Raw genomic sequence first — 24,816 nt, 5'->3', positions numbered from 1 at the left:
GTCACCGCGCCAAGGCCTGCAGGTGCGCCAGCGTATCGGCCTCGCGGGCTGGCTTGTCGTGCCGCCAGCGCAGGATGCGCGGGAAGCGCACCGCGATACCGGACTTGTGCCGGCTGCTGCGGTTGACCGCTTCAAAGCCGAGCTCGAACACCTGCTCGCCGCGCACGCTGCGCACCGGGCCGAAGCGCTCGACGGTGTTGGCGCGGATCCAGCGGTCCAGTGCCAGGATCTCCTGGTCATCCAGGCCCGAGTACGCCTTGGCCACCGGCACCAGCGTGTCGCCATCCCACACACCGAAGGTGTAGTCGGTGTACAGGGTGCTGCGCCGACCGTGTCCGGCCTGGGCATAGATCATCACCGCATCGACGGTGAGCGGGTCGATCTTCCACTTCCACCAGTCGCCCCGCCGGCGACCGCTCTGGTAGACCGACCCGGCGCGTTTGAGCATCAGCCCTTCCACGCCCCGCTCGCGTGCCGATGCACGCAGCCGCGCAGCGTCGGCCCAGTCGGTGGCGGCAACCGGGGGCGAGAGCGCGATGCGCGGGTCCGCCAGCGCGTCCAGCAGCGCGGCAAGCTGCGCACGCCGTTGCTGCAGCGGGAGCGTGCGCAGATCCTCGCCGTCGCGTTCCAGCAGGTCATAGGCGAGCACCCGCACCGGCGTGTCACGCAGGGTCTTGGGCCCGGGTTTGCGGCGCTGGATGCGGGTCTGCAGTGCGGTGAACGGCCGCGGTTGCGCCTCGCCCTCGGCCCAGGCCAACAGTTCGCCATCGATCACGCAGCCCTCCGGCAGGGCCATCGCAGCGTGTTCGATCTCCGGGAAGCGGCCGTCCAGCCGTTCCTCGCCGCGTGACCACAACGCCGCTTCGCCCTTGCGGCGCAGCAGCTGCAAACGGATGCCGTCCCACTTCCACTCCAGTACCCACTGCTCGAGCGGGCCCAGGCTGTCCACGTCGGCCTCCAGCGGGGAGGCCAGGAAGAACGGGTAGGGTTGCTGCCGGTCCAGCGGCAGTTCCTCGGGCGACAGCAGCATCCCCAGCAGGCTCGGCGAGGGCACCCATTCGCCGAGCATGCGCTGGGCAATACGTGCGATGTCGATGCCGGACAGTTCGGCCAGTGCCTGTTGTACCAGCCGTTGCGACACGCCCACGCGCAACGCGCCGGTCAGCAGCTTGTTGAACACCAGGCGCTCGTCGGCAGGCAGTTGTCGCCAGCCCGCCAGCACGGCCGCATGGCGCACCGGTTCGGGCTGGTTGGCCACGGCCAGCAGGTGGGTTTCGATCCACTCCGCCAGCGGTCGGTCCTGGCCGCGCTGCGGTGGATCGTCGAGCAGCAGCGTCAGCGTTTCGGCCAGGTCGCCGACCTGGTCGTAGCTGTCGTCCACCAGCCACGCCGGCAGGCCGGATTCGGCACCCACCCAGGCGCGCAGTTCAGCACTGGCGGCGATCTTGCGGCGCGCGCCCCCCACCTTGCCACCGCTGAGCAGGTACAGCGCCCATGCCGCATCGTGCGGGCGCGCCGTGCCGAAATACGCGACGAGTGCCGCGCGTTTGTCCAAGGTCGCCGTGCTGCGATCCAGGCGCTGGTACAGAGCGGCGAAGGCCTTCATTCCCCGCTCCCGAAATCGGTGCGGAACGCTTCGGCGGCAATGCCGCGTTCGCGCAGGAACGGAATCAGTGCATCGGTGTTGCCGTGGGTGGCGATCACCCGGCGCGCGCCGGTCTGTTCGATGGTCTGCAGCAGGGCCGGCCAGTCGGCATGGTCGGACACCACGAAGCCGCGGTCATAGTTGCGGCGGCGACGGTTGCCGCGCAGCCGCATCCAGCCCGAGGCGAAGCCCAGTTGATGCCTGCCGAAGCGGCGCAGCCACGGGGTACCGGCGGCCGAGGGCGGGGCAAGGATCAGCTTGCCGGCCGCGTCGGGCGCGCGCCCCTGTTCGGCCACGGTGTGTGTGTCCAGCATGGCAATGCCGGCCTGCCGATACACCGCCACCCCGTTGGCGATCGCACCATGCAGCCACGCGGGCTGGTCGTCCAGCGGCAGCAGTTCGGCCAGCACCCGTTGTGCCTTGCCCAGTGCATAGCAGAGCAGGATGGCCGCTTCGCCGCGTTCGCCGCATTCGCGCCGCCAGGCCACGATGTCCGCGGCCACCTCGGCGGTGTCCTGCCAGCGGTAGATCGGCAGTGCGAAGGTGGCTTCGGTGATGAACACGTCGCATGGCACCACCTCGAACGGCGCGCAGGTGGGATCGGGCTGGCGCTTGTAATCGCCCGAGGCGACCCAGACCTGCTGGCCGTCGTCGATGCGCACCTGCGCCGAACCCAGCACATGGCCGGCCGGGTGCAGCGACACCTCCACAGCGCCGATCCGGAACGGACGGCCGTAGTCGAAAGCCTGCAGCGAAACATCGCCCAGCCGCCAGCGCAGGATCGGTACGCAGGCGGTGCTGCAGTAGTAGTGGCCCATGCCGCTGCGCGCGTGGTCCGCATGGCCATGGGTGATCACCGCGCGTGGCACCGGCTGCCAGGGGTCGATATGGAAATCGCCGGCCGGGCAGTAAAGGCCTTCCGGGCGTAGCACCACCAGGTCGTTGTTCGCGCTGCTCTGGCTCATCGGTCCACTGTGCCGCCGGCGTCGTGCAGGAGGTGAGAATCCGCCTGAACGGCCGCCTGCGGGGCAATGCGGCAGAATCGGGGCATCCCGTGCCAGGAGGCTGTTGCGATGACGTCTGCATTGCCCGCGTTCGAAACCCATGTGGTCAGCAACCAGCCGCCGCCGTTCGGGGGCCGCAACCTGTGGGCCGACGACGTCGCCTTGTCGGCGGCGGTACAGCGCGAGGGCGGTGCGGCGTTCACTGCCGCGCTGGAGGCGTATGGCGGGCTGGCCGGTGGTGCGCTGTACCTGCTTGGCTTCGATGCCAACCGCGATCGCCCGCGCCTGCGCACGCACGATGCGCAGGGCCATCGCATCGATACGGTGGAATTCCATCCGGCCTACCACCAGCTGATGCAGGCGGCAAAACAGCATGGCGTGGCCGGCCTGTCCTGGCACGATGGCAGCGCCGGGGCGCACGTCGCACGCGCCGCGTTGAGCTATCTGCACCATCAGGCCGAAGCCGGCACCAGTTGCCCGTTGACCATGACCCATGCCGCCGTGGCCGTGCTGCGCCAGGACCCGGCGTTGGCCGAGTGGGCCGACAAAGCCGCCGCGCCGCATTACGACCCGCGCGACGTGCCGATCGCCGACAAGGCCGGCATCACCCTGGGCATGGGCATGACCGAAAAGCAGGGCGGCTCGGATGTGCGCAGCAACACCACGCGTGCCGAACCGCAGGCCGATGGCAGCTATGCGCTGGTCGGGCACAAGTGGTTCTTCTCCGCACCGATGTCCGATGGCTTTCTGGTACTGGCACAGGCGCCGGGCGGGCTGAGCTGCTTCCTGATGCCGCGCCGGCTGGCCGATGGCAACCGCAACGCGTTCCGGTTGATGCGGCTGAAGGACAAGCTGGGCGACTGGTCCAATGCCTCCAGCGAAGTGGAGCTGTGCGGCGCCTGGGCGCGCCGGGTGGGCGAGGAAGGCCGCGGCGTGGCCACCATCATCGGCATGGTGATGATGACGCGGTTGGACTGCATGCTCGGCGCCGCGGCGGAAATGCGCATGGCGCTGGCGCAGGCGGTGCACCACACGCGCCACCGCAGCAGTTTCGGCCGGCGCTTGTGTGATCACCCGCTGATGGCCAATGTGTTGGCCGACCTGGCTATCGAATCCGAGGCGGCCACGGTGTTCGCCCTGCGCGTGGCGCGTGCGGTGGACCAGGCGGCGCACGATCCGCAGGAGGCCGCGTTCGCGCGCATTGCCACCGCCGTGGGCAAGTACTGGATGTGCAAGCGCGCGGCGGTGTTCGTCAATGAAGCGCAGGAATGCCTGGGCGGTGCCGGCTACGTGGAAGAGTCGATGCTGCCGCGCTTGTACCGGCAGGCGCCGTTGAATTCGATCTGGGAAGGCAGCGGCAACATCCAGTGCCTGGATGTACTGCGCGCGCTGACACGCGAAGCGCAGGTAGTGCCGGCAGTGGAGGCCGAGCTGGATGCGGTGGCAGGCCGCGATCCGTTGTTCGATACGGCGCTGCAGGCGCTGCGCGCGCAGTTGGACGAGGTGCCGGGCGAGGCGCTGGCGCGATACATCACCGAGCGTCTGGCGTTGTTGTTGCAGGCCAGTGTGCTGCTACGCGCGGAGAGTCCGCTGGCCAGTGCGTTCGTGCGCTCGCGGCTGGGCGGCGAGCACGCGATGGCGTTTGGTACGTTGCCGGCGGATATCGATTTCGCCGCGGTGCTCGCGCGCGCCCTGCCTTAGCGCTCGCCCATGAAAAACGCCCCTTCCTGCGAAGGGGCGTCGGGTCCTGCGCACCGGCCGATCAGTGCTTGGCGGCGTCGGCGTTCTTCTTGGCGTCGGCGGCCACATCGTGGGCCTTGTCGGCGACCTTCTGCGCCGCGTCTGCGGTGGCATCGCTGGCATGGGCGGCGGCGTCCTTGGCCGCGACCTTCGCATCACCGGCGGCGTCCGAAGTGGCGGCAGCAGCGCGATCGAGCGCCTGCTGGGTATCGGCGGCGGCACGCTCGGAGGCGGCAGCGGCATCATCGGCGGCGCTGCGGGTGGCGGCAGCGGCCTTGTCCACGGCTTCGCGTGCGGCGGCATTGGCGCTGTCGGCGGCCTGCGCGGCGTCTTCGCGTGCCTTCTCCGCTTCCGGGCCCTTGCAGGCGGCCAGCCCCAGCATCAGGCTCACGGCCAGCAGCGGGGTAAGGACGGGACGAATGGTCATGGTGGACTCCGTGTCAGGGCTGAGAGGGCGATCAGCGTATTCACGGCCGGGTACACGGCAGGTGAAGGCCACCGGCGCGCGCCGCTGACGAACAGGCAAAGAAAAAGCCGCTGGCGAACCAGCGGCTTCTTCAGAACTTGCTTGAAGAAAGAAGTTATTACTTCTTGGCTTCTTCAGCAGCGTCCTTGGCCTTCTCAGCGGTGGCTTCACCGGCCTTGGCAGCGTCGGCAGCAGCGCCGGCAGCAGCGTCGGTGGCAGCGCCAGCGGTCTGGGCAGCAGCGTCAGCCGAAGCGTCAGCAGCGGTGGCGGCGGTGTCAGCAGCAGCCTGGGCAGCGTCGGCGGTCTGGGCGCCAGCAGCAGCGGCCTGGTCGGCAGCGACCTGGGCGTCAGCGGCAGCTTCGTTGGCCGAAGCGGCGGCGTCAGCAGCCTGTTCCTGCTTCGAGCAGGCGGTCAGAGCCAGGCCCAGGGCCATTGCGATCAGCAGCTTGTTGATGCTCATTTGTGTGAATCCTCGTCGTTAGATTAGGCAACGCGCTATTGCGCGCCCGGCAACATGATGACAAGCCACGATTGGCTGTCAAGCGATCGCGCATTCATTTTTGAGAAGTGCGCGTTAATTTCAATCAAATCAATTCGATGGCAATGGCGGTTGCTTCGCCCCCGCCAATGCACAGGGTTGCGATTCCGCGCTTTCCGTCACGCTTGCGCAACGCGTTCACCAGCGTTACCACCAGACGCGCACCCGAGGCGCCGATCGGATGCCCCAGCGCGCAGGCACCACCGTTCACGTTCACCTTGTCATGCGGGATGCCCAGTTCCCGGATCGGGGCCATGGCCACCACCGCGAAGGCTTCATTGATTTCGAACAGATCGACCTGGTCCACGCTCCAGCCGGTTTTTGCCAGCAGCGTGTGGATCGCACCGATCGGGGCGGTGGTGAACCACTCCGGTTCCTGCGAGTGGGTGGCATGGGCGACGATCCGGGCCAGCGGGGTCAGCCCACGGGCGGCGGCGTCTTCCTCGGTCAGCAGGACCACGGCGGCGGCGCCGTCGGAGATGCTCGAGGAACTGGCGGCGGTGACCGTGCCGTCCTTCTTGAAGGCCGGGCGCAGGGTCGGGATCTTGGCGACGTCCGAGCGGCCCGGCTGTTCGTCCTGGCTGAATTCGACCTCGCCCTTGCGGGTGCTGACCTTCACCGCGACGATCTCATCGTCGAAGGCACCGCTGGCCTGGGCGGCCTGGGCGCGGCGCACCGATTCGATCGCGTAGGCGTCCTGGTCTTCGCGGCTGACCTGGTACTTGTCCACCGCGTACTCGGCGAATTCGCCCATGGCCTTGCCGTCGTAGGCGTTGACCAGGCCGTCATGGGCCATGTGGTCCACCGCCTGGAAGTTGCCGAAGCGGTTGCCGGTGCGCGAGTTGGGCAGCATGTGCGGCGCGTTGGACATCGATTCCATGCCGCCGGCGACCACGATGCTGGCCGAGCCGGCCTTGATCAGGTCGTGGCCCAGCATGATCGCCTTCATGCCCGAACCGCAGACCTTGTTGAGCGTGGTGGCGCCGGTGGAGACCGGGATGCCGGCGGCGATCGCCGCCTGGCGGGCCGGTGCCTGGCCGAGGTTGGCCGGCAGCACGCAGCCCATGATGACTTCCGATACATCCGCGGCGGGCACGCCGGACTGCTGCAGCGCCGCGGCGATCGCGGTGGCACCCAGGGTCGGCGCGGGCACGCCGTTGAACTGACCCAGGAAGGAACCGATGGCGGTGCGTTTGGCGGCGGCGATGACGATGTTGGACATGGCGATCTCGTTGGTGCGTGAGCAGAGTTCAAGAGTGGGACGGCGCCCATTGGCGGGCGCGGCGTTTCCCGGCAGACTGCGTACTACCGGCCAAGTATAAAGGCTTGGCACTTTTGCGCCGGAGACGGTCCAGCAGGACCCGCGGCGGGGCGTACAACATGTCAAATGGGGATACACGGATGAACAAGGTAGTTCTGGGCCGGTCGTTGCTGGTCAGTGCGATGGCCGCGGCATTGGCGGCGTGCGGCGGCGGTGGGGGTGGCAGCAACGTGCGGGTGGATACGCCGCCGCCTACGACGCCCCCGGTTACGCCTCCGGTCACGCCGACCAAGCCGTTGGAACCGGCCATCGACGCCCATCTGACCATCACCCAGGCCAACGCGGCGCGCAGCGCCGGGCTGGATGGCACCGGCGTGCGCATCGGCGTGGTCGATTCGGGCGTGATGCGCAACCACCCGACGCTGTCGCCGCGGGTGGTGGCCAGCTACAGCTACGTCGATCCGCGGGTGAACAACCTCAACGTCGATGACGTGGTCGGCCACGGCACGGCGGTCGCCGAGCTGGCGGCGGGCAAGGCCGTCGCGGCCTGGCCGGGCGGGATCGCCCCGGGTGCGGAGATCGTCTCGGCGCGGATCATCGCCGACAAGGCGCCGGTGGACGACGGTTCGGGCAGTGGCAATGAAGTGTCCGGCGCGCTGGGCATGGCGGCGGTCCACCAGGATCTGATCTCGCAGGGCGTGAAGGTCATGAACAACTCCTGGGGCGGTCTGTACTGGACCAACCCGGCGGCCACGGCGCCGATCGCGCAGGAATACCGGCCCTTCATCGTCAGCAACGGCGGCCTGGTGGTGTTCGCCACCGGCAACGAGAGCAAGCCCAACCCCTCCAGCATGGCCGCGCTGCCCAGCCAGGTCGGCCCAGGCGGCAGCTTGCCGGCGGCGGACCTGGAACGCGGCTGGCTGAGCGTGACCGCCGTGGATTCCACCGACCCGAGCAAGCTGGCGTCCTACGCCAACGCGTGCGGCGTGGCCGCGCGCTACTGCCTGGCCGCACCCGGCGCCGCGGTCTTCGTCGATCCTGCCTATACCACCGGTACGCCGAAGTATCTGTGGAACTACGGCACCTCCTTCGCCGCGCCGCTGGTATCCGGTGCGGCTGCGCTGGTGTGGCAGAAATATCCGTATTTCAGCAACGATCTGGTCCGCCAGACGCTGCTCGGTACCGCGACCGATCTCGGCGCGTCCGGGGTGGACAGCACCTTCGGTTACGGCCTGCTCAACATCGCCAAGGCGATCAACGGGCCGGGGCGCCTGGACTGGGGCAACACCACCGTGGACGTCAACCAGACCGGCCTCAATTCGGTGTGGAGCAACAACATCACCGGCAGCGGTGGGCTGATCAAGCAGGGCGCCGGCGCATTGGGCCTGTCGGGCACCAACACCTATACCGGCGACACCCGGATCGAGCGCGGCACGCTGGCGCTTCGCAACGGCAGTTCGATCACTTCCAACGTGCTGGTCGTCGCGCAAAGCGGCAGCCCCAATCTGGCGGCGCTGCAGTTCGTGTCAGGTGCCGCGCGGGTCAAGGGCAATGTCGACAATGGCGCTTCGGTGATCGTGCGCGAGGCCAACGTCACCGCCACCATCGAAGGCAACTACGTCCAGCGTGCCACGGGCCAGTTGATGATTGCGCTGGGCTCCAATCCGCTCAACATCACCGGCACCGCGACGCTGGCCGGCAACGTCTACGTCGATGCCATCCTCAGCGGCTACGTGCCGCAGGATGGTCGTACGCAGCGCGTGCTGCATGCCGACCAGGGCGTCATCGGTACGTTTGCGGGTGTCACCCACAACCTGAGCCAGTCCACGACCCTGCTGCAGATGTCGCTGACCCATGCCAGCAACGATGTCACCCTGACCACCGACCGCATCAGTGTCACCTCGGCGAGCGTCAACGCGGGCGTGAGCCGCGCCGCGCTGGCGTCGGCGGCGCGGGTGGAATCGGCCTTCGAAGTGCTCGATGACGGTGCTCTGGCCGGCAGTGCGTTTGCCGACGGTGCCGGCGAACTGCAGCGCGTGCAGGGCAACCAGGCGCTGCAGGCCAGCCTGGATAGCCTGTCGGGCAAGGCGCATGCGCTGGCCACCGCCGCCACCTTCGACAGCATCGACCTCAACCGTCGCGCGCTGTCGGCGCGCTTCGGCCAGGTGCAGGGTGCGCCGCGTCTGCGCGGTGCCTGGCAAAGCCAGCTGGGCGACGCCGGGCAGGGCAGCTTCTCGGCCAGTGGTGCCGATACACGCGGCTGGATGATGGGCCAGGATGTCGCCTTCGGCAGCAACGGCGTGCTGGGCTTCGCCTTCGGTGAAACCCGCACCCACAACAGCCGCGACTGGGGCAGCGACCGCGGCCGTGACCGCCAGTCGCAGGCACAGCTGTATGCCGGCTGGAACGCGGGCCGTGCCTATGCGCTGGGCCAGGTGGGGGCCGGACAGTTCACCCGTGAGATCGATCGCCAACTGCTGCTGGGGTCCGGCCAGTACGGCGTCAACGCCCGCTACGGTGGCAGCTTCAGCGCGGCCAGCGTGGAGACCGGGTATCGCTTCGGCGGTGCGCGCTCCTCGCTCACCCCGTACCTGGGCGCGGACTACTCACGCGTGGACAACGACCGTTTCAGCGAGCAGGGCGCGATGGGCTTCGGCCTGCGGACCACCGGCAACCTCAGCACCCGCAGCCAGGCATTGGCCGGTGTGCGTGCCGAACACCAGTGGGGCAGCTGGTCGCTGCGCGGTTATGCCGAATGGCAGCAGCTGCTGTCCACGGGTGGCCTGGACCAGGACGCCAGTTTCGTGGGCGTCGATGCATGGGCGCCGATGGCGGGCCTGCAACCGGCGCGTTCGGGCGGTTTGCTGGGGGTGTCGGTGGAGTCGTGGCTGAGCCGCAACAGCCGCCTCGCGCTGGGTTACGACCAGCGCTTCGGGCCGCGGGGCGATCTGAGCCAGGTCGCGCTGCGCTACTCGACGGCGTTCTGAGCCATCGCGTGCGTGTCGCCGGTTGAGGCTGGCGAGGCACCACAACGCAGAAGGGCGCGATGCAATCGCGCCCTTCTGCATTTCAGGTGACAGGCGGCGATCAGTTGCCGCGCAGCGTACCCAGTCGCGGCGTGGTGCGGCCCAGCGGCATCTTCAGCTTGCCGATCGCCTGGATGCGGGTTTCGGCGATCTGGTCGGCCGCCCGCTGCGGTGCGATTCCCTCGCGCTCGGACAGCGCGAAGATGCGCCCGAGGTTGTGGTAGATGCTGCGGATCAGCCGCATCGCGCGCTCGCGGTTGTAGCCGTCGATTTCCAGCGACACGTTCATCACGCCACCGGCGTTCACTGCGTAGTCGGGGGCATACAGGATGCCGCGCGCATGCAGCTCATCGCCCATTTCCAGGCTGGAAAGCTGGTTGTTGGCGGTACCGCAGACAATCTTGCACTTCAGCCGCGACAGGGTCTGCGGGTTGATGGCACCCTCCAGCGCGCACGGCGCGAAGATGTCGGCATTGACGTCGTAGATATCGTCCGGCTTGACCGCTTCGGCGCCGTATTCGGTGACTGCGCGCTCGACCAGCGCACTGTCCAGGTCGGTGACGAACAGCTTGGCGCCCCGGTCGCGCAGCAGCTTCACCAGTTCCATGCCGATGTGGCCCAGGCCCTGCACCGCGATGCTGGTCTTGCCCACTTCTTCGTGGCCCAGCTTGTGCTGCATGGTGGCCATCAGCGCCTGCAGCGCACCGTAGGCGGTGAACGGCGCCGGGTCGCCCGAGCCGCCATGCACCTGGTGCACGCCGGTGACGTATTCGCTTTCCAGGTAGATGTTTTCCATGTCGTTGACATCGGTGCCGACGTCCTCGGCGGTGATGTAACGGCCGCCCAGCGAATCGACGTAGCGACCGAACGCGCGGAACAGCACCTCGCTCTTGTCCTGCTTGGGATCGCCGATGATCACCGCCTTGCCGCCGCCCACGTTCAGCCCCGCCAGGGCGTTCTTGTAGGTCATGGTCCGGCTCAGCCGCAGCGCATCGGCCAGGGCCTCTTCGGTGCTGGCGTAGGGCCGCATGCGGACGCCGCCCAGGGCCGGGCCCAGGGTGGTGTTGTGGATGGCGATGATCGCCCTCAGACCGGCATCGCGGCTGTGGCAGAACACCACTTGTTCGTGTCCGGTGGTTTCGAGGGTTTCAAATAACATGGAAGCTCCGATGGTGCGAACGGTGGCGAACAGCGGCGAACGCACCAGCAAAAGGTAGGGTGTAAAACAAAAAAAGCGACGTCGTCTGATCGGGGGGACGGGTCGCGCGGCGCCATTCTAGTGCATTCCGCCGCAGGGTGTTGTCAGCATCGCCGCCGGGGGCCGGGCAGGGCGGCCGGATCGCGGCGGGGCCTGCGCCGGTGGCATCCGCATTAAAGTTGCTGAAGATCGCGCCGATGCCGTGGCAACGGTGCGCGGCACCGGCATGGCCAGGATGAACAACGTGGGTGCAGTGGCAACAACACCGGCGCGATGCCGTGTGTACAGGCAATCGCGCTGATGGCGTCGGTGATCACCGTAGGTGCGGGGCTGTTGGCCGCCGGCGTCGTGCTGGGGGTGTGGCGGCGTCTGCGTACGCCGGGCACCCGCCCGGCGGGCGTGCAGGCGCGTGCACCGGCACCCGGGCAGGCCCTGCCAGCCATCGCGCCGGACGAGCGTGGCGACCGCCATCTGCAGGCGGGCCTGCACGCCCTGGCGCTGGCCGTGCGTGAAGGCGGGCGGGGGGCGGCGTCGGATCCGCAACAGACTGCGCTGCACGATGCGGTGGTGGCCGCGCTGGAGTCGCAGGACTGGTCGGCGCGGCACCTGCCACGGCGACCGCAGCTGCTGCCGCAGCTGATCCAGACCGTGAACGACAGCGACGCTTCGGCGCGTGCGATGGCCGCCATCATCGGCCAGGACGCGGTACTGACCGGCAATCTGCTGCGCATCGCCAACAGCCCCGTGTACCGGCTGCAGGCGCGCCCGGTGGACAGCCTGCAGCGCGCGGTGACGTTGGTCGGCACCGATGGCATCCGCCAGATCATCAGCGCGGTGCTGGTGCAGCCGGTGATGCAGCTGCACTGCGAGGCGTTTCCGCAGTTCGGCACGGTGATCTGGGAGCATGCGCTGCTGGCCTCGCGCGCGGCCGCCGATCATGCGCGGCTGGTCACCCACGAAGATGGCTTCGCCGCCCAGTGGCTGGGCCTGACCCAGGGGTTGGGCGCAGCACTGGTGATGCGCCACCTGCTTGATACCTGCGCCCAGCAGGGCGATGCCACGCCGTCGCCGGCGCTGGCCACCGCATTGCTGGATGCCTGGACGCTGCCCGTGGCCAGCCGGATTGCGGCCGCCTGGGAGCTGCCTGCCGCCGTGCATGAAGCCCTGCTGCGCGACGGCGAGCAGGCCCAGGGCGGGCTGGCGGCGAGCCTGCGTTTCGCCCGCGCGGCGGCGGCGGCCAGCCTGTTGTGCAGGCACGGGCGGATCGGCCAGGCCCAGGCGCTGGCGTTGCTGGAACAGCAGCACGCCACGCCGCCACATGCGCTGCAATGGATCTGGCGGCGCCTGCACGGGCGCGCGGTGGAAACCCAGGACGCCGATGAGCCCTGAGCACAGGTAACGCCACGCCATGCATGGCGTGGCGGCCGTGCCGGACTAGAGCTGTGATTCCAACGGCAACCAGCTGATCACCCGTGCGCTGGCGCGCCGCCAGAACGAGGTGTCCGGTTCGCGGTCGAGCAGCTGCGGGGGCTGCGCAGCGCGGTCCAGCCAACGCACGTTGCCGTGTGCATCCAGGGTCACCCAGTAGCTCTGCTTCGGATCGGCCAGGCGCAGATACTCTTCGCGCAGCTGCGCGCCCAGCACCGGGTCATCGAACAGCACGCCCATCTCGGTGTTGAGGTACGCCGAGCGGGGGTCCAGGTTGAACGAGCCGACGAAGCCGCGACGGTCGTCGAGCAGGAAGGCCTTGGTATGCAGGCTGGCACCGCTGCTGCCGAACAGCCCACCGCTGTCGGTGTAGCCGCGCGCCTTGAGCTCGTACAGGTGCACGCCACTGCGCAGCAACGGCGCGCGGTAGTGCATGTAACCACCGTGCACGGCGACGACGTCGTTGGCCGCCAGCGAATTGGTGATCACCCCGACCGTCGCGCCGCGCTGGACCATGCCGCCCAGGCCACGGCTGCCGTCCTCGCCGGGCACGAAGTAGGGCGAGATCAGCAGGGCTTTGTCACGGGTCGCCTGAAACTCCCGCGCCAGCCGGGTCACCAGCCAGTCGGCCTGGTCGTCGCGCCGGTGCTTCATCGCCGGGTCCGATGCGATCTCCAGCGCGTGGGTCCAGTGCAGGTCGACCGCATCACGGTAGAACGAGCGCGCCGACTGCGAGTGCTGCACGCGCTGCAGATACGGCTGGGCAGCGTCGAGCTTGGCTTCATGCGCGGATTCACGTACCAGCAGCTGCAGCTGCGCGGGCGTGTAGAACGCCAGCGCCTTGATCGGCACGGCGGTTTCGCTGTTCCAGTACGCGTCGAAGATACCGTTGGCCTGCTGCACCGCCTTGCCCGCCACCAACAGGTCCAGGTCGCGGAAGTTCACGTCCTGGCGCGCGCTGAAGTACTCGTCGCCGATATTGCGCCCGCCCACGATCGCGACTCGGCCATCGGCGATCCAGGACTTGTTGTGCATGCGATGGTTGACACTGAAGACCCGTTGCACCATTTCCACCAGCCGCCACAGGCCGCTGCGGTTGCGGAACGGGTTGTACAGGCGGATCTCGATGTTGGGATGCGCATCGAGCGCCATCATCAACGCGTCCTTGTCCTGCGCGTTCATGTCATCGAGCAGGATCCGCACCCGCACGCCGCGCTCGGCTGCCTGGTACAACTCCTGCGCCATCAGGTGGCCAATCATGTCGTCGTGCCAGATGTAGTACTGCAGGTCCAGGCTGCGCCCGGCATGGCGGGTGATCACCGCGCGTGCGGCGTAGGCATCCAGGCCATCGGCGAGGAAGGCCACGCCGGACTGGTCGGGGTGCTCGGCCTGCAGGCGGACCAGCTCGCGGTCGATCACGGTCTGTGCCGCTTGCGGCGGCAGCACACGGCTGTGCGCACCCAGTGCCTTCGGGGTGAGGTGGTCGGCCAGCAGCAGTCCGCTGAGCACCAGCAGGACCAGCACCGCCAGCACGATGCACAGCCAACGCAGCAACCGGCGCCAGAGCGGCTTGGTGTGAGTCATGCGCCGATCCTAAGCGGCGGGCCCATGCAGTGACAATGCAGGGCGGCCGGTGCGGGCACCGGCAGGCCGGATCAGAAGCGCTCGTCCGGGGCCAGGTAGCGCCAGGTGCCCGGGACCAGTTTGCCCATCGCCACGCGACCGATGCGCAGGCGGCGGATGCTGACCACCTGCAACCCGACCTGGGCGCACATGTCGCGCAGCTGGCCCGGCTGTACCGGCTTGATCGCGAAGCGCAGCCGGGTTTCGTTCTGCCAGCTGACCTTGCACGGCGGCAGCGGCCAGTTGCGGAAGCTCAGGCCATGGGCGAGGCGCTTCATGCCGTAGGGCACCAGTTCGCCGCTGACTTCGACCAGGTATTCCTGCTCCAGCGTGGCGGCGTGGTCCTTCAGGTGCGACACCACGCGGCCGTCCTGGCTGACTACGACCAGGCCGCTGTCTTCGGTGGACAACGGCATCAGCAGCTGCAGCGCATGGAAATGGCGCTGCAGCAGCGTCACCCCGGTGGCGTCCAGCTCGCTGCGGCTTTCCGGGGTGACCATGCCGCACAGCGCCTCGGCGGACACGCCGGCCGGCTTGTGCAGCAGCATGCTCACGGTTTCGGTGCGGGTGGCCTCGGCGTTCTCGCGCAGCACCACTTCTTCATCGGTGACCAGGGTCTGCGGCTGCTCGACCACCTGGCCGTTGACGGTTACCCAGCCGCCTTCGATGTAGCGCTGGGCATCGCCCCGGGAGCAGCCGATCAGGCTGGTCAGGCGTTTGTCGAGTCGGATCGGGTCGGTCATCGGGCAGGCAACGAATAGCGGGAAGCGGGCGGGGAGTGTACTGGCTGGGGCCGATCGCTGCGCGAAAGCGGGATCCGGCCGGGGTCAGCGGGCCGGCGCTTCCAGGTGGGTCAGGTACAGGCGCAGGTCGAACTCCAGTTGGTGGTAGTCCGCTTCCATGTGCGTGCACAGCTGGTAGAAGGCCTTGTTGTGGTCCGATTCCTTCAGGTGGGCCAGTTCGTGCACCACGATCATCTTCAGGAACGGTGCCGGCGCCTCGCGGAATACCGTGGCGATACGGATCTCGCGGCTGGCCTTGAGCCGGCTGCCCTGCACCCGGGACACCGTGGTGTGCGTGCCCAGCGCGTGCTTGAGCACCTGCAGCCGGCTGTCGTAGATCACCTTGGACAGGGGCGAGGACTGGCGCAGGTAGCGTTCTTTCAGGCCCTGGGTGTAGTCGTACAGCTGGCGGTCGTTGCGCACGGTGTGCAGCTCGGCGTAGCGCTGCTGCAGCCAAGGCCCCAGCCGGTCGCCCGCGATCAGCTCGCGGACCTGCTGCTGCAGGGCTTCGGGGTAACCGGCGAGGTATTTCAGGGCAGCCATGGACGACGGTTTGGGGCAGGGCGGGCAGACCAGTATGATGGCCCCCGGAATCCCGCAACAACAGATGCAAGGCGTATGGCGAAGGCAAATCCCCTGCAGGAGCAGCTGCTCAAGGCTGGGCTGGTCAAGAAGTCCCAGGTCTCCCAGGCCGCCCGTGAGCAGGTCAAGGCCCGCCACGGCAAGGCCCCGGTCGCGCCCAGCGAAAGCCAGCGCGAGGCCGACCGTGCACGCGCCGAGAAGGCTGAACGCGACCGTGCACTGGAGGCCGAGCGCAAGGAGAAACTGCGCGGCCAGGAGCTGCTGGCGCAGGTGCGGCAGATCATCGAGGCCCAGAAGGTCAAGCGTGAAGGCGAAAGCGAGTACCGCTTCAACGATGGCAGCCTGATCCGCACGATGCTGGTGAATGCGGTCCTGCGCAGGCAGCTGGCCGTGGGCAGCCTGGTGATCGTGCGCTTCGGCGAGGGTTTCGAGCTGGTGCCACGCGCGGCCGCCGACAAGATCCGCGAACGTGATGCCAGCGTCATCGTGCTCGACAACGGCCAGGCGTCCAGCGAACCCAGCACCGGCAATACCGACGACGATGCGTACTACGCGCAGTTCCAGGTGCCTGACGACCTGGTCTGGTAAGCCCGGCCTGAATCATTCACGCGGCCACCGCCGCGTTCAGCCGCGCGCCGGGTAACGGCCGCCGTGGCAGGCCTATGCTGGTGGTCTGACACCGGCATGGGAGACCAGACATGGCGACAGGTTGGGCTGGCGACGGCGCGGTCCAGGATCAGATCGACGCCACCGTCGATGAGGCCATCCAGCGCGCCCGCGCGCAGTTGAAACACGGCCCGGGGCGCGAGCGCTGCGAACATTGTGATGCCCCGATTCCGCAGGCCCGCCGGGATGCGGTGCCCGGCGTGCAACTGTGCGTGCGCTGCCAGGAAGCCGAGGATGCCGCCCAGCATGACAGCGGCGGCTACAACCGCCGCGGCAGCAAGGACAGCCAGCTGCGCTGAGCCTAGCCGTCGCCCTGGATGCCGGCCGGCGCCTGCGAGGGATCGCGCCAGCGCCGCACGGTGCGCTGGAAGAACATGTTGTTGGGAATCTGCAGCACGGTGCCTTCGTGGCCGCCGTTGTTTTCCTGCAGCGTGGTGTAGATCAGGTTGACGTCGATCACGCGGCCCTTCAGGCCGGGTTTTTCGCCATTTTCCAGCAGCTCGATGTAGTCGTGCAGGCGGAACGGGCGGGTGGTGAAGATCAGCAGCGTGCAGAAGATGTTGGACAGCACGCTCCACGCGGCGAAGAACGCCACCGCACCCACGGCGGCAAAGCCGGTGAAGGCCGTCCACAACACGGTGGCCGAGACCCCGATGATGTTGAGCACGATCAGCAGCGCGGTGAAATACACCACGAAACTGGTGACGCGGCGCGCGCCCATGATCATTTCCGGCGGCAGGGTGTAGTGCTCGCCGAGGCGACGGATCAACCGGCGCGCGATCAGGCGCAGCAGCCAGGCAATCAACAGAGTCGACAGGATCTGCAGGGCAGGGACCCCGTATTGCAGCCAGGGGTGGGCCCAGGTGGGCAGATGGTCTTTCATGGGGGAACACGATCCTTACAGCGGTAGCGCCGGCGTGGCCCATCTTAATGCGGGCCGCGGCATCGTGTCCGGCGCATCGGTCAGAGCAGTGCGTGTGCTTCCAGCAGGGTGACCAGCTGCGAGGTGCACAGCGGTGCATGGTCGGCGTACTGCACGCACAGGTCGGCCTGCGGTGGCAGTGAGATCTGGATGCTGATCGGGCTCCCGGGCAGGGTACAGCCGGCGACCAGCGACAGCAGCAGGGCAAGGCAACTGGAGGACATGGCGGCTTCCTTGGCAATGGCGGGGGGATGACACAGGATTGGATGCCGGTGGGGGCCAGAGGGTTTAAATACCCGCCCGGAAAACTTTCGAACGATCGGCTTAAACCTTTTCGATGCAGGGGGCATCCAACGGATATGCTCGAAACGACCATGCCCACTCCCCGTGCCCCCGCCGATGCCGACAGCGCCGATGACCACGCGCTGGTGCGTGCGGCGATGGCCGGCGATACCCTCGCCTTTGAACGGATCTACCGGCGCCACTCGCCACGGGTCTATGCGGTGTTGTGGCGCCTGTGCGGCGGCCATGCGGCCCGCGCCGAAGACGCCCTGCAGGAAGCCTTCCTGCAAGCCTGGCGTGCGCTGCCCGGGTTCCGCTTCGAAAGCAGCCTGGGCACCTGGCTGCACCGGCTGGGCGTCAATGCCGCGCTGATGGAACTGCGTGCCAACGCCAATGGCGAGGCGCGTGACGCGGGCGAGGAGGGCTGGGAATCGTTGGCCAACGTGGCTGCGGTAGACCGCTGCGCCGGGACCGCGATGGACCTGGAGCGCGCGCTGGATACCCTGCCGCCGCGGGCCCGCGCAGTGCTCGTGCTACACGATATCGAAGGCTGGAAACACCAGGAAATCGCCGACCAGCTGCAGATGGCGGTCGGCAGTTCCAAGGCTCAGTTGCACCGTGCGCGCGGCTTGCTGCGCGCACGTCTGGGAGAAACCGCATGAATGACATCCGCGACAACGACAACCACGACCACGACCACGACCACGACCACGACGGCCTGCAGGCGCGATTGCGCGCGCTGCCTGCCGAGCGCGTGCCGCCGGCCCGGGTCTGGCAGGGCATCGCCGCGCAGCTGCAGGCGCATGCGCCCCCGGCACCGGTGCTGGCACTACCGGTGAGCCGCACACGTGCAGCTTCAGCGCGTCGACGCTGGCCATTGCGGATCGGGGTGGGCCTGGCTGCGGCACTGGCACTGTTGGCGGTGGTACCGCTGCCAACGCCGCACACGCCGCCGCCGGCGCCGACTGCCCTGCAGCGCCAGGCCGATGTGATCGCCGCCGAGTACCAGCAGGCGATGGCCACGCTGCCCAGCACCGGGGTGGCGCCGGAATGGCAGCCGGCATTGAACGAACTCGATACCAGTGCCGACCACATCCGCGCTGCCATCGCCGAAAATCCCCGCTCGCGCTATCTGCTCGGGCAACTGCAGCGCACCTACGCGCTGCGCCTGCAACTGACCCAGCAGGCGGTGATGTCCACCGCCGGCATGCCCACCTGAAGGAGACATTCATGCATACCCCCCTGCGCTTGATTGCCGCGTTGTCCCTGCTGCTGCCGCTGGCGGCGCAGGCCGCCACCCATGTTGATGAGCGCGCGCCGCTGGGCGCCGGCGGCCGGGTGGAGTTGAGCAACATCGCCGGCAAGGTCACTGTCCGCGGCTGGGATCGCAACGAGGTGGCGCTGAGTGGTTCGATGGCCGACGGCCTGCAGCTGCGGCAGGACAAGAGTGCCAACCGCGTGCGCTGGGAGGTGGTCTATCCGCGCAACAGCAGCAGCGGCGGCGCGACCTTGCAGCTGCGGGTGCCGCGCTCGGTGGAGGTACAGCTGGGCACGGTCAGCGCGGACATCGACGTCAATGAAGTGGATGTCCGGCGGCTGCAGGCCAACTCGGTGAGTGGCAGCATTCTGGCGATCGGCAAGAGTGCCGAGACGGCCTTGACCACGGTCAGTGGCGGCATCCGTTCGCAGGTGCAGACCCCGCGCCTGGACCTGCGTGCGGTCAGCGGCGCGATCAATGCCAGTGGCGGGATTTCCGGGGAAGTGGCCGCCGAGACGGTGTCCGGCAGCATCCGCCTGGACACGGCGCGGATCCAGCGGCTGGCGGCTGAAGCGGTATCGGGCAGCGTCAACGTGGCGGCCACCGGCCTGGGGCCGGGCGGCAAGGTGACCTTGCAGACGGTAAGCGGGTCGATCGGGCTGCGGCTGCCGACGGCGGTGTCGGCACAGCTGGCGGTGAAGACCTTCAGCGGTGACATCCAGTCCGATGCGGGACAGGTGGAAAAGCCGCGTTACGGGCCGGGGCGCAGCCTGGATACGCGGCTGGGCGGTGGCGACGGCGATATTTCAATCAATGCCCATTCGGGCGATGTACGGGTCAGCCTCGGCGGCCGCTGAGTGCGGCCACCGCACCGGCACGAAGCCGGTGCGGTCGGCTGCGGACTCAGCCGGCTCTCTTCAGGGCCAAGGTGTTGCCCAGCACTTCGATCTTGCCGCCGCTCTTGCGGAACGTGGCCAGGTCAGCTGCGATGCTGGCGCTGTTGACGGCCGTGCTGGAACCCTGCTTGCGGTCGACGCGAACGGTGTTGGTTGCCTTGGGGGAGGTCTTTGGCGAACGAGCCATGGATGCTCCTGTCATGGGTGGAACGTGGGAAAAGTCGCCGACAGATCCTGCTGTTGTCGACGGTAGTCCTGCCGCACAAGGCGGCAGTCATCGCCGCCCATGGCAAACTGGCGGCAGATAGCGGGGCGCTGCGCGTAGATCGTGCAACGCAGGTGATAGGGGTCGATCGCGGCGCACCAGCCTTCATCGTTGCGCGCCATCACGGTGCGGCCGAGCTCGTCGGTATCCAGCAGATAGCTGGGCACCGCGTCGTCGGGCATCACGGTGACGGACATCCGGCAACAGACGGCGTCACACCGGCGGCAGTCGATGGGGTCGGGCGTGGCAACGGCAACAGGGGCTGGTGCAACCAGGCGTTCGCCCAATCGAATCTCTCTTTGCGGCTCTGGGGCGGTGCATGCTGGGAACGAGCCGGATCACAGCGTAAAAACGACCCCGGCGCCCGGGACGGGTCCCAAAGGCGGCAGCATCGACAAGGATGTTGGCCTGTACGAGGCCCGGATGACATGCGCATTGCGCATTGAAGCCGAAAGATGATAGCGCTTTTCGCGTAACGTTTTGTTAATGCGAGCTGTTCATCCGGCGAAAACCCTTGCCGCTCAAGGGTTTCAGCCCGCCGCCGCCAACGCCAACCCGTGCACGACGCCGAACGAGGGATTGCCGCGCACCAGCGTGGAGCCCGGAAATGCCGCGGCGACCGCGTCCTGCAGATAGCCTGCCCGCGACATGCCGCCGGTCAGGAACACCGCCGCCGGGTCGTGGCCGATATCGGCACGGACCTGCTCGAGCAGGCCGGTGAGTTCGCCCATGTAATTGCCGGCGGCCAGCTCCAGCCGTGACCGATCCACCTGCACGGCCAGGCCGCGCTCGATGAAATCCAGGGCGCTGGTGTGTTCGGCCGCGCTGCTCAGCGCGATCTTGCAGCGCTCCACCTCGCGGTACAGGCGCGCGGTGTTGCCGGTGTCCTGCAGGGCCTGCAGGCGCTTGCCCCATGGCGCATCCACGTCGCGGTAGCTGTGCTGGCGGAAATCGCGCTGGCGGGTCATGTCCTGCACCATCGCCGCTTCCACAAAATGGTGCGCGGGCACGCGGCTGACGCCGCGGCCGAACAACGGCATGTAGCCGCCCAGGCTCAAGGCCAGATCGATATCGGTACCGCCGCGCGCGATACCCCATGCCCGGTGGATCTTCGGTGCCTGGGTCCCGCCGACGCGGGCATGCGCAATATCGGTGGTACCGCCGCCGATATCCACCACGACCGCGTCGTGCTCCTGCGCGCTTTCGGCGTGGTAGTGCATCGCCGCCGCGGCGGGTTCCTCGAGGAAATCGATGGTGTCAAAGCCCGCCGCGATCGCGGCGGTATGCAGGATATCCAGCGCCTGGTCGTTGCCGGCGGCGCCGATCGAACTGCGGAACTGCACCGGGCGACCCAGGGTCGCGGTACGCACCGGCCGGTCCAGCTGGCGCGAGGCGGTCAGGCGGATGTGTTCCAGGATATGGGTGGCGATGCCGGTGATGGTCTGGCGCGCGCGCGGATGCAGGTTGTAGCCCAGCATCGACTTCGGGCTCTGCACCAGGTTGCCCTCGTTCTCCTCGAAGTAGGCTTCCAGCGCGTCGTCGCCGTACACCGCGTTCTGCAGCAGGGTGGTGGAGCTCAGCGGCGCACGCATCTGCTCTTCCATCCACTGCCGGCGCACCACGCGCAAGGCCTCGCGGCGCAGCGCATCGGGGGCGCGCTCCTGGCCGGCTGCACGCGCATCGCGCGCGGCGGCGTCCACCAGCCGGGCCAGCTCGTGCTCCAGCGCCGGGGTCAGTTCGAAGTCGTTCGGGTCGCGCATCACCTCGGGGAAGTACACCGTGGTGCGGAACTGCTCGGCCTGGCCGAACTGGATCGGCACCACTGCGCCGTCCACCACGGCGGCCGCGGCGGAGTTGCTGGTGCCAAAGTCGATGCCGATTTTCATGCGTGGGTCGGTGGTCGGGGGGCGCGCACTTTGCGGCAAGCGGGCGGGCGGTGCAAGGGCCGCGCGGGTGGGCGGTTACAATGGTGCTTGTTCAGCAACCCAAGGTTTCACCATGTCCAACGCCCCCGCCTGCCCGCAATGCACCCTGGAAAACACCTATGCCGATGGCGCGCTGTGGATCTGCGCCGACTGCGGCCATGAGTGGGCGGCCGGGGATGGCGGTGGCGAGGCGCTGGTGGTGCGCGACAGCAACGGCAACGTGCTGGCCAGCGGCGACACGGTGACCGTGATCAAGGACCTGAAGGTCAAGGGCTCTTCGATCCCGCTCAAGCAGGGCACGGTGATCCGCAACATCCGCCTGGTCGAAGACGACGCCGAGCACATCGAAGGCAACTCGGACAAGATCAAGGGCCTGGTCCTGAAGACCTGCTTCCTCAAGAAGGCCTGAGCCCGGCGCGGCTCAGTTGGTGGCGCCACTGCGCTGGCGCCAGCGTTGCAGGCTGTCCAGCTTGGCCTGGTAACGCGACTTGAGCACATCGGCGTTGTCCCCGGCGAGGTCGCGGGCACGGGCCATTTCGTTGACGGCGCGCCGGTTGTCACCGGCCAGGAAGTACGCCCGGGCCAGCCCGAAATGGAACTGGTGCGCGGTGGGATACAGGCGCACCGCGCGCTGGTAGGCGTGGATTGCGGCGGCATAGTCGCCCCGTTGCTCGGCTTCGTTGCCGAAGCGGAACTGCACGAACGGGTCGCTGCGCTGCACCTTGTGCAGCCGTTCTGTCAGCAGCGCGGCCTGGCGGCTGTCGCCGATCCGCTGGTACAGGGCACTGGCATTGGTCAAGGTGGCGGCGTGGCGCGGTTGCAGCTGCAGTGCGGTCTGGTAGTCCTGCTTCGCCAGCGCCAGCTGGCCTTCACGGGTATCGAGCACGCCCAGGTTGTTCCAGCCGGGCACGAAGTCGGGTGCCAGCGTCAGCGCGGCATGGAAGTACATGCGCGCCTGCGGGTTGTCGCCGGCGGTCATGCTGGCCGCACCGCGGTTGTTGTAGAAGTGCGCCATGGCGCGCTGCTCTGCGATCGGCTGTGGCCCATAGCGGTCATAGAGCACGTTGCGGTCCAGATCGACCACGGCGGTGCGGCCGTTCACCACGACGCCGGCATTGACGTGGCCGACGCTGTAGATCACGCCCTGGTCCTGGTACCAGCTGACCACCTGGGCAACTTCCTGCACGCGCGCATCGATGCCGGCCGCGCGCGCCAGGGTCACGAACAGCAGCGTGAAGGACAGGCAGTTGGCGCGCCCTGTCTGCCAGGTTTCGCTGATCGTGTTGGTGGCGTACGGGTCGTACTCCAGGTGCATGCCCTGTTCGTCGAAGATCAGGTGTACCAGCCGCTGCAGTCGCTGTTCGCGCGAGTAGCCGGGGGCGATCACTCGTTCGCGCAGCAGCGCCTGCAGCGCCGGCGGTACCGCGAGGATCTGTTCGGGGGACGGCGGTGTTGCGGTGGCGACGTCGGCGGCCGGGGGCAGGGGCGGGTCGGTCGCGGCGAGGGCCGGGGCCGCGGTCAGGGCAAGCAGCAGGGCTACGGCGTTCCAGACAGACATGGCGGTCACCTCGCAGGATTGCTGGGGCGTACGTGAGCACAGTCTAGGCCGGTCCCGGGCGCCCGGCATGCCGCTCATCGGCCTGTCCGACCATCCACAGCCGGTGTGGACCAGCACCGGGTAAAGCTGTGGACAACCGTGCACAGGCCCCGCCCTGCAAGCGTTTGGATTCGGTGGTGAAAATTTCACCGGGGGCCGCCATCGCCACGCGGCTTGCCACTGCCGCCGCCAGCGCCAAAAATGCAGGCATGCACTTTGAACCGATCCCCCTGCCGGCCGCGATGCAGGCCGAACTCGAGGCCGCCTACGCGATGCCGACGCGGGCGTACCACAACTTCGCGCACGTGCAGGCCGTGCTGCAGCATTGCCGGGCGGTCGCCGAGGGCCCAGGCTGGCAGCATCCCCGCGAGGTGCAGCTGGCGGCGCTGTACCACGATGCGATTTACGACGCCGGGCGCAGCGACAACGAAGCGCGTTCGGCGCTGATGGCTGCGGCCGCCATCGAACGCGGGCTGCCGGGGCAGGGCATCGACACGGCCCGGGTAGTGCAGCTGATCGAACTGACCGCCCGCCACGGCGCGCTGGGCGCCGCCGATATCGACCCGGAAGCGGCGCTGTTCCTGGACTGCGACATGGCCATCCTTGGCGCGCCGGCGGCCGTATTCGACGCCTACGATCGCGGCATCGCCGAGGAGTACGCCGGGCATGTGCCTGGCTTCCTGTTCCGGCTCAACCGGCGGCGTTTCCTCAAGCAACTGCTGCTCAAGCCGCGCATCTTTCTCAGCGACTATTTCCACCAGTCGCTCGATGCCTCGGCGCGCGCCAACCTGCGCCGCCGGATCGGGGCGTGACATGACACTGCCGGATTTCCACCCTGATGCCGATCCGCGCCCGCAACCGCCGGAAGAACCCGGCCCGAACGAGTGCTGCGGCAGCGGCTGTCCGCTGTGCGTGCTTGACCTGTACAGCGATGAGCTGCAGCGCTACCGGGCCGCACTGGCGGCGTGGAAGCTGCGCCATCCCGATGCTGCCGACTGAATCCGGGAACCGCGATGCCGACCGACCCGTTGCTGCCTTCGTCCCGCTCGCAACGTCGCTACGCGCAGGCCGCCCTGGTCACCTTGTGCGCGTTGGCGGTGTTCGTGGCCACCGCGTTGTGGACGCAATGGGCGCGCGATGACCTGGACTGGGTGCGGGCCACACTGAGCCTGTACCTGCACGGGCCGTGGGGGCTGGCGCTGCGCATCGCCTACTGCGTGCTCGGGCTGGCGATCATGGTGCTGGGCATGGCGCTGTATGCCAGCAGCCGCTCGCCCCGGCGCAGCGCGGCCGCGCCCCTGTTGTTCAGTGTGGCCGGATTGGGCCTGCTCGGGGTGGCCATCGGCGACAGCTGGCTGCCGCAGCAGGCCCCGCTGCTGGCGCCGCTGGTCCATGGGGTATCGGCCAACACCGCGTTCCTGTGCGTGAGCGTGGCGATGCTGCTGCAGAGCTGGTACCTGCGCGCCGACCGCCAATGGTCCGGCTGGGCGGAGGCCGCGTGGTGGTGGGCGTGGCTGTGCTTCGTGCTGCTGTGGTTGCACGTGCTGTGGCGGGGGCCGCCGCGTGGGGCCGGGCAGAAGCTGGTGATCGCCGCGGTGGTGGCGTGGCTGGCGGTGGTCGCGGTGCAGCTGTGGCAGCAGTCACGGCGCGCACAGGGCGAGCGGGGCAGCGCCGGCTGAGTGGTCCGGCCAGTCTGTGTACATGCCCTTGGC

General features: G+C 68.3%; 27 protein-coding genes. 12 read left to right on the top strand and 15 right to left on the bottom strand.

What is annotated here, in order from left to right; all coding sequences use genetic code 11:
• Position 1 precedes the first annotated feature (1 nt).
• Positions 2-1,606 carry an ATP-dependent DNA ligase gene (locus AC3IPM_RS13995; protein ID WP_489300551.1) on the bottom strand — a complete coding sequence of 535 codons (1,605 nt, stop codon included), beginning with the start codon at positions 1,604-1,606 and terminating at the stop codon, positions 2-4.
• Positions 1,603-2,610 (bottom strand): ligase-associated DNA damage response exonuclease, encoded by a 1,008-nt coding sequence (locus AC3IPM_RS13990; protein ID WP_489300550.1) that lies wholly within the window; start codon positions 2,608-2,610, stop codon positions 1,603-1,605. Before AC3IPM_RS13990 ends, AC3IPM_RS13995 begins: the two co-directional genes overlap by 4 nt.
• Positions 2,611-2,718: 108 nt before the next feature.
• Between AC3IPM_RS13990 and AC3IPM_RS13985 the strand changes: the two genes are divergently transcribed.
• On the top strand, positions 2,719-4,350 hold the full coding sequence (locus AC3IPM_RS13985) for an isovaleryl-CoA dehydrogenase (RefSeq protein ID WP_489300548.1): 1,632 nt from the start codon (positions 2,719-2,721) through the stop codon (positions 4,348-4,350).
• Positions 4,351-4,411: 61 nt separating this feature from the next.
• Here AC3IPM_RS13985 and AC3IPM_RS13980 read toward each other — a convergent pair whose 3' ends face one another.
• The 3 genes from AC3IPM_RS13980 to AC3IPM_RS13970 all read right to left on the bottom strand — a co-directional run bounded on the left by AC3IPM_RS13980 (position 4,412) and on the right by AC3IPM_RS13970 (position 6,615).
• Positions 4,412-4,816 (bottom strand): hypothetical protein, encoded by a 405-nt coding sequence (locus tag AC3IPM_RS13980; RefSeq protein ID WP_489300547.1) that lies wholly within the window; start codon positions 4,814-4,816, stop codon positions 4,412-4,414.
• Positions 4,817-4,973: 157 nt separating this feature from the next.
• On the bottom strand, positions 4,974-5,315 hold the full coding sequence (locus tag AC3IPM_RS13975) for a hypothetical protein (protein WP_489300546.1): 342 nt from the start codon (positions 5,313-5,315) through the stop codon (positions 4,974-4,976).
• A gap of 124 nt (positions 5,316-5,439) precedes the next feature.
• Complete coding sequence (locus AC3IPM_RS13970; RefSeq protein WP_489300545.1) at positions 5,440-6,615, bottom strand: thiolase family protein; 1,176 nt, start codon at positions 6,613-6,615, stop codon at positions 5,440-5,442.
• 179 nt (positions 6,616-6,794) lie between these two features.
• Between AC3IPM_RS13970 and AC3IPM_RS13965 the strand changes: the two genes are divergently transcribed.
• Positions 6,795-9,641 carry a S8 family serine peptidase gene (locus tag AC3IPM_RS13965; protein ID WP_489300544.1) on the top strand — a complete coding sequence of 949 codons (2,847 nt, stop codon included), beginning with the start codon at positions 6,795-6,797 and terminating at the stop codon, positions 9,639-9,641.
• A gap of 100 nt (positions 9,642-9,741) precedes the next feature.
• Here AC3IPM_RS13965 and AC3IPM_RS13960 read toward each other — a convergent pair whose 3' ends face one another.
• Complete coding sequence (locus AC3IPM_RS13960) at positions 9,742-10,839, bottom strand: Glu/Leu/Phe/Val dehydrogenase dimerization domain-containing protein (RefSeq protein ID WP_489300542.1); 1,098 nt, start codon at positions 10,837-10,839, stop codon at positions 9,742-9,744.
• A 339-nt stretch (positions 10,840-11,178) separates the two neighbouring features.
• On the opposite strand from AC3IPM_RS13960, the gene AC3IPM_RS13955 reads away from it, so the two are divergent.
• Positions 11,179-12,267, top strand: a complete 1,089-nt coding sequence (locus tag AC3IPM_RS13955; RefSeq protein WP_489300540.1) for an HDOD domain-containing protein — start codon at positions 11,179-11,181, stop codon at positions 12,265-12,267.
• A gap of 45 nt (positions 12,268-12,312) precedes the next feature.
• Here AC3IPM_RS13955 and AC3IPM_RS13950 read toward each other — a convergent pair whose 3' ends face one another.
• From AC3IPM_RS13950 to AC3IPM_RS13940, 3 genes are all read right to left on the bottom strand, one after another.
• The gene (locus AC3IPM_RS13950) at positions 12,313-13,890 is read right to left on the bottom strand and encodes a phospholipase D family protein (RefSeq protein WP_489300538.1); all 1,578 of its coding nucleotides are present in this window, start codon (positions 13,888-13,890) and stop codon (positions 12,313-12,315) included.
• Positions 13,891-13,961: 71 nt separating this feature from the next.
• Positions 13,962-14,672 (bottom strand): rRNA pseudouridine synthase, encoded by a 711-nt coding sequence (locus tag AC3IPM_RS13945; protein ID WP_489300537.1) that lies wholly within the window; start codon positions 14,670-14,672, stop codon positions 13,962-13,964.
• A gap of 84 nt (positions 14,673-14,756) precedes the next feature.
• Positions 14,757-15,254: a YgjP-like metallopeptidase domain-containing protein gene (locus AC3IPM_RS13940; protein ID WP_489300536.1), complete on the bottom strand. Its 498-nt coding sequence runs from the start codon at positions 15,252-15,254 to the stop codon at positions 14,757-14,759.
• 75 nt (positions 15,255-15,329) lie between these two features.
• On the opposite strand from AC3IPM_RS13940, the gene AC3IPM_RS13935 reads away from it, so the two are divergent.
• Both AC3IPM_RS13935 and AC3IPM_RS13930 read left to right on the top strand, forming a co-directional pair.
• Positions 15,330-15,881 carry a DUF2058 domain-containing protein gene (locus AC3IPM_RS13935; protein WP_489300535.1) on the top strand — a complete coding sequence of 184 codons (552 nt, stop codon included), beginning with the start codon at positions 15,330-15,332 and terminating at the stop codon, positions 15,879-15,881.
• A gap of 110 nt (positions 15,882-15,991) precedes the next feature.
• Positions 15,992-16,258, top strand: a complete 267-nt coding sequence (locus AC3IPM_RS13930) for a DksA/TraR family C4-type zinc finger protein (protein WP_489300534.1) — start codon at positions 15,992-15,994, stop codon at positions 16,256-16,258.
• A 2-nt stretch (positions 16,259-16,260) separates the two neighbouring features.
• On the opposite strand, the gene AC3IPM_RS13925 is transcribed toward AC3IPM_RS13930, so the two are convergent.
• Both AC3IPM_RS13925 and AC3IPM_RS13920 read right to left on the bottom strand, forming a co-directional pair.
• Positions 16,261-16,842 (bottom strand): mechanosensitive ion channel domain-containing protein, encoded by a 582-nt coding sequence (locus AC3IPM_RS13925; protein WP_489300532.1) that lies wholly within the window; start codon positions 16,840-16,842, stop codon positions 16,261-16,263.
• Between the two features lie 80 nt (positions 16,843-16,922).
• Positions 16,923-17,105 carry a hypothetical protein gene (locus AC3IPM_RS13920; protein WP_489300531.1) on the bottom strand — a complete coding sequence of 61 codons (183 nt, stop codon included), beginning with the start codon at positions 17,103-17,105 and terminating at the stop codon, positions 16,923-16,925.
• Positions 17,106-17,240: 135 nt separating this feature from the next.
• On the opposite strand from AC3IPM_RS13920, the gene AC3IPM_RS13915 reads away from it, so the two are divergent.
• Genes AC3IPM_RS13915 through AC3IPM_RS13905 form a run of 3 tightly spaced genes read left to right on the top strand, consistent with a single transcriptional unit; the run spans position 17,241 to position 19,278 of the window.
• Positions 17,241-17,825, top strand: coding sequence for an RNA polymerase sigma factor (locus AC3IPM_RS13915; protein WP_489300529.1), 585 nt, complete (start codon positions 17,241-17,243; stop codon positions 17,823-17,825).
• A complete protein-coding gene (locus AC3IPM_RS13910) occupies positions 17,822-18,382 on the top strand; it encodes a hypothetical protein (protein ID WP_489300527.1) in 561 nt (186 codons plus the stop codon). Before AC3IPM_RS13915 ends, AC3IPM_RS13910 begins: the two co-directional genes overlap by 4 nt.
• Positions 18,383-18,393: 11 nt before the next feature.
• Positions 18,394-19,278, top strand: a complete 885-nt coding sequence (locus AC3IPM_RS13905; protein WP_489300526.1) for a DUF4097 family beta strand repeat-containing protein — start codon at positions 18,394-18,396, stop codon at positions 19,276-19,278.
• Between the two features lie 46 nt (positions 19,279-19,324).
• On the opposite strand, the gene AC3IPM_RS13900 is transcribed toward AC3IPM_RS13905, so the two are convergent.
• From AC3IPM_RS13900 to AC3IPM_RS13890, 3 genes are all read right to left on the bottom strand, one after another.
• Positions 19,325-19,504 (bottom strand): hypothetical protein, encoded by a 180-nt coding sequence (locus AC3IPM_RS13900; protein WP_489300525.1) that lies wholly within the window; start codon positions 19,502-19,504, stop codon positions 19,325-19,327.
• A gap of 11 nt (positions 19,505-19,515) precedes the next feature.
• Positions 19,516-19,869 carry a YkgJ family cysteine cluster protein gene (locus tag AC3IPM_RS13895; RefSeq protein ID WP_489300524.1) on the bottom strand — a complete coding sequence of 118 codons (354 nt, stop codon included), beginning with the start codon at positions 19,867-19,869 and terminating at the stop codon, positions 19,516-19,518.
• A gap of 243 nt (positions 19,870-20,112) precedes the next feature.
• Positions 20,113-21,468 (bottom strand): Hsp70 family protein, encoded by a 1,356-nt coding sequence (locus AC3IPM_RS13890; RefSeq protein WP_489300523.1) that lies wholly within the window; start codon positions 21,466-21,468, stop codon positions 20,113-20,115.
• Positions 21,469-21,580: 112 nt separating this feature from the next.
• Here AC3IPM_RS13890 and AC3IPM_RS13885 point away from each other — a divergent pair, with 112 nt between their 5' ends.
• Positions 21,581-21,916, top strand: a complete 336-nt coding sequence (locus AC3IPM_RS13885; protein WP_489300522.1) for a zinc ribbon domain-containing protein YjdM — start codon at positions 21,581-21,583, stop codon at positions 21,914-21,916.
• Positions 21,917-21,928: 12 nt separating this feature from the next.
• Here AC3IPM_RS13885 and AC3IPM_RS13880 read toward each other — a convergent pair whose 3' ends face one another.
• Positions 21,929-23,065 (bottom strand): tetratricopeptide repeat protein, encoded by a 1,137-nt coding sequence (locus tag AC3IPM_RS13880; protein ID WP_489300521.1) that lies wholly within the window; start codon positions 23,063-23,065, stop codon positions 21,929-21,931.
• A gap of 248 nt (positions 23,066-23,313) precedes the next feature.
• Here AC3IPM_RS13880 and AC3IPM_RS13875 point away from each other — a divergent pair, with 248 nt between their 5' ends.
• Genes AC3IPM_RS13875 through AC3IPM_RS13865 form a run of 3 tightly spaced genes read left to right on the top strand, consistent with a single transcriptional unit; the run spans position 23,314 to position 24,783 of the window.
• Entirely contained in the window at positions 23,314-23,916 is a 603-nt protein-coding gene (locus AC3IPM_RS13875) for an HD domain-containing protein (protein WP_489304151.1), read from the top strand.
• 1 nt (position 23,917) lies between these two features.
• Positions 23,918-24,103 (top strand): oxidoreductase-like domain-containing protein, encoded by a 186-nt coding sequence (locus AC3IPM_RS13870; RefSeq protein ID WP_489300520.1) that lies wholly within the window; start codon positions 23,918-23,920, stop codon positions 24,101-24,103.
• Between the two features lie 14 nt (positions 24,104-24,117).
• Positions 24,118-24,783: a DUF998 domain-containing protein gene (locus AC3IPM_RS13865; RefSeq protein WP_489300519.1), complete on the top strand. Its 666-nt coding sequence runs from the start codon at positions 24,118-24,120 to the stop codon at positions 24,781-24,783.
• Positions 24,784-24,816 lie beyond the last annotated feature (33 nt).

The sequence above is a fragment of the Stenotrophomonas sp. GL_111 genome (genome assembly GCF_057835245.1).
This window is presented reverse-complemented; position numbering and strand designations above follow the sequence as displayed.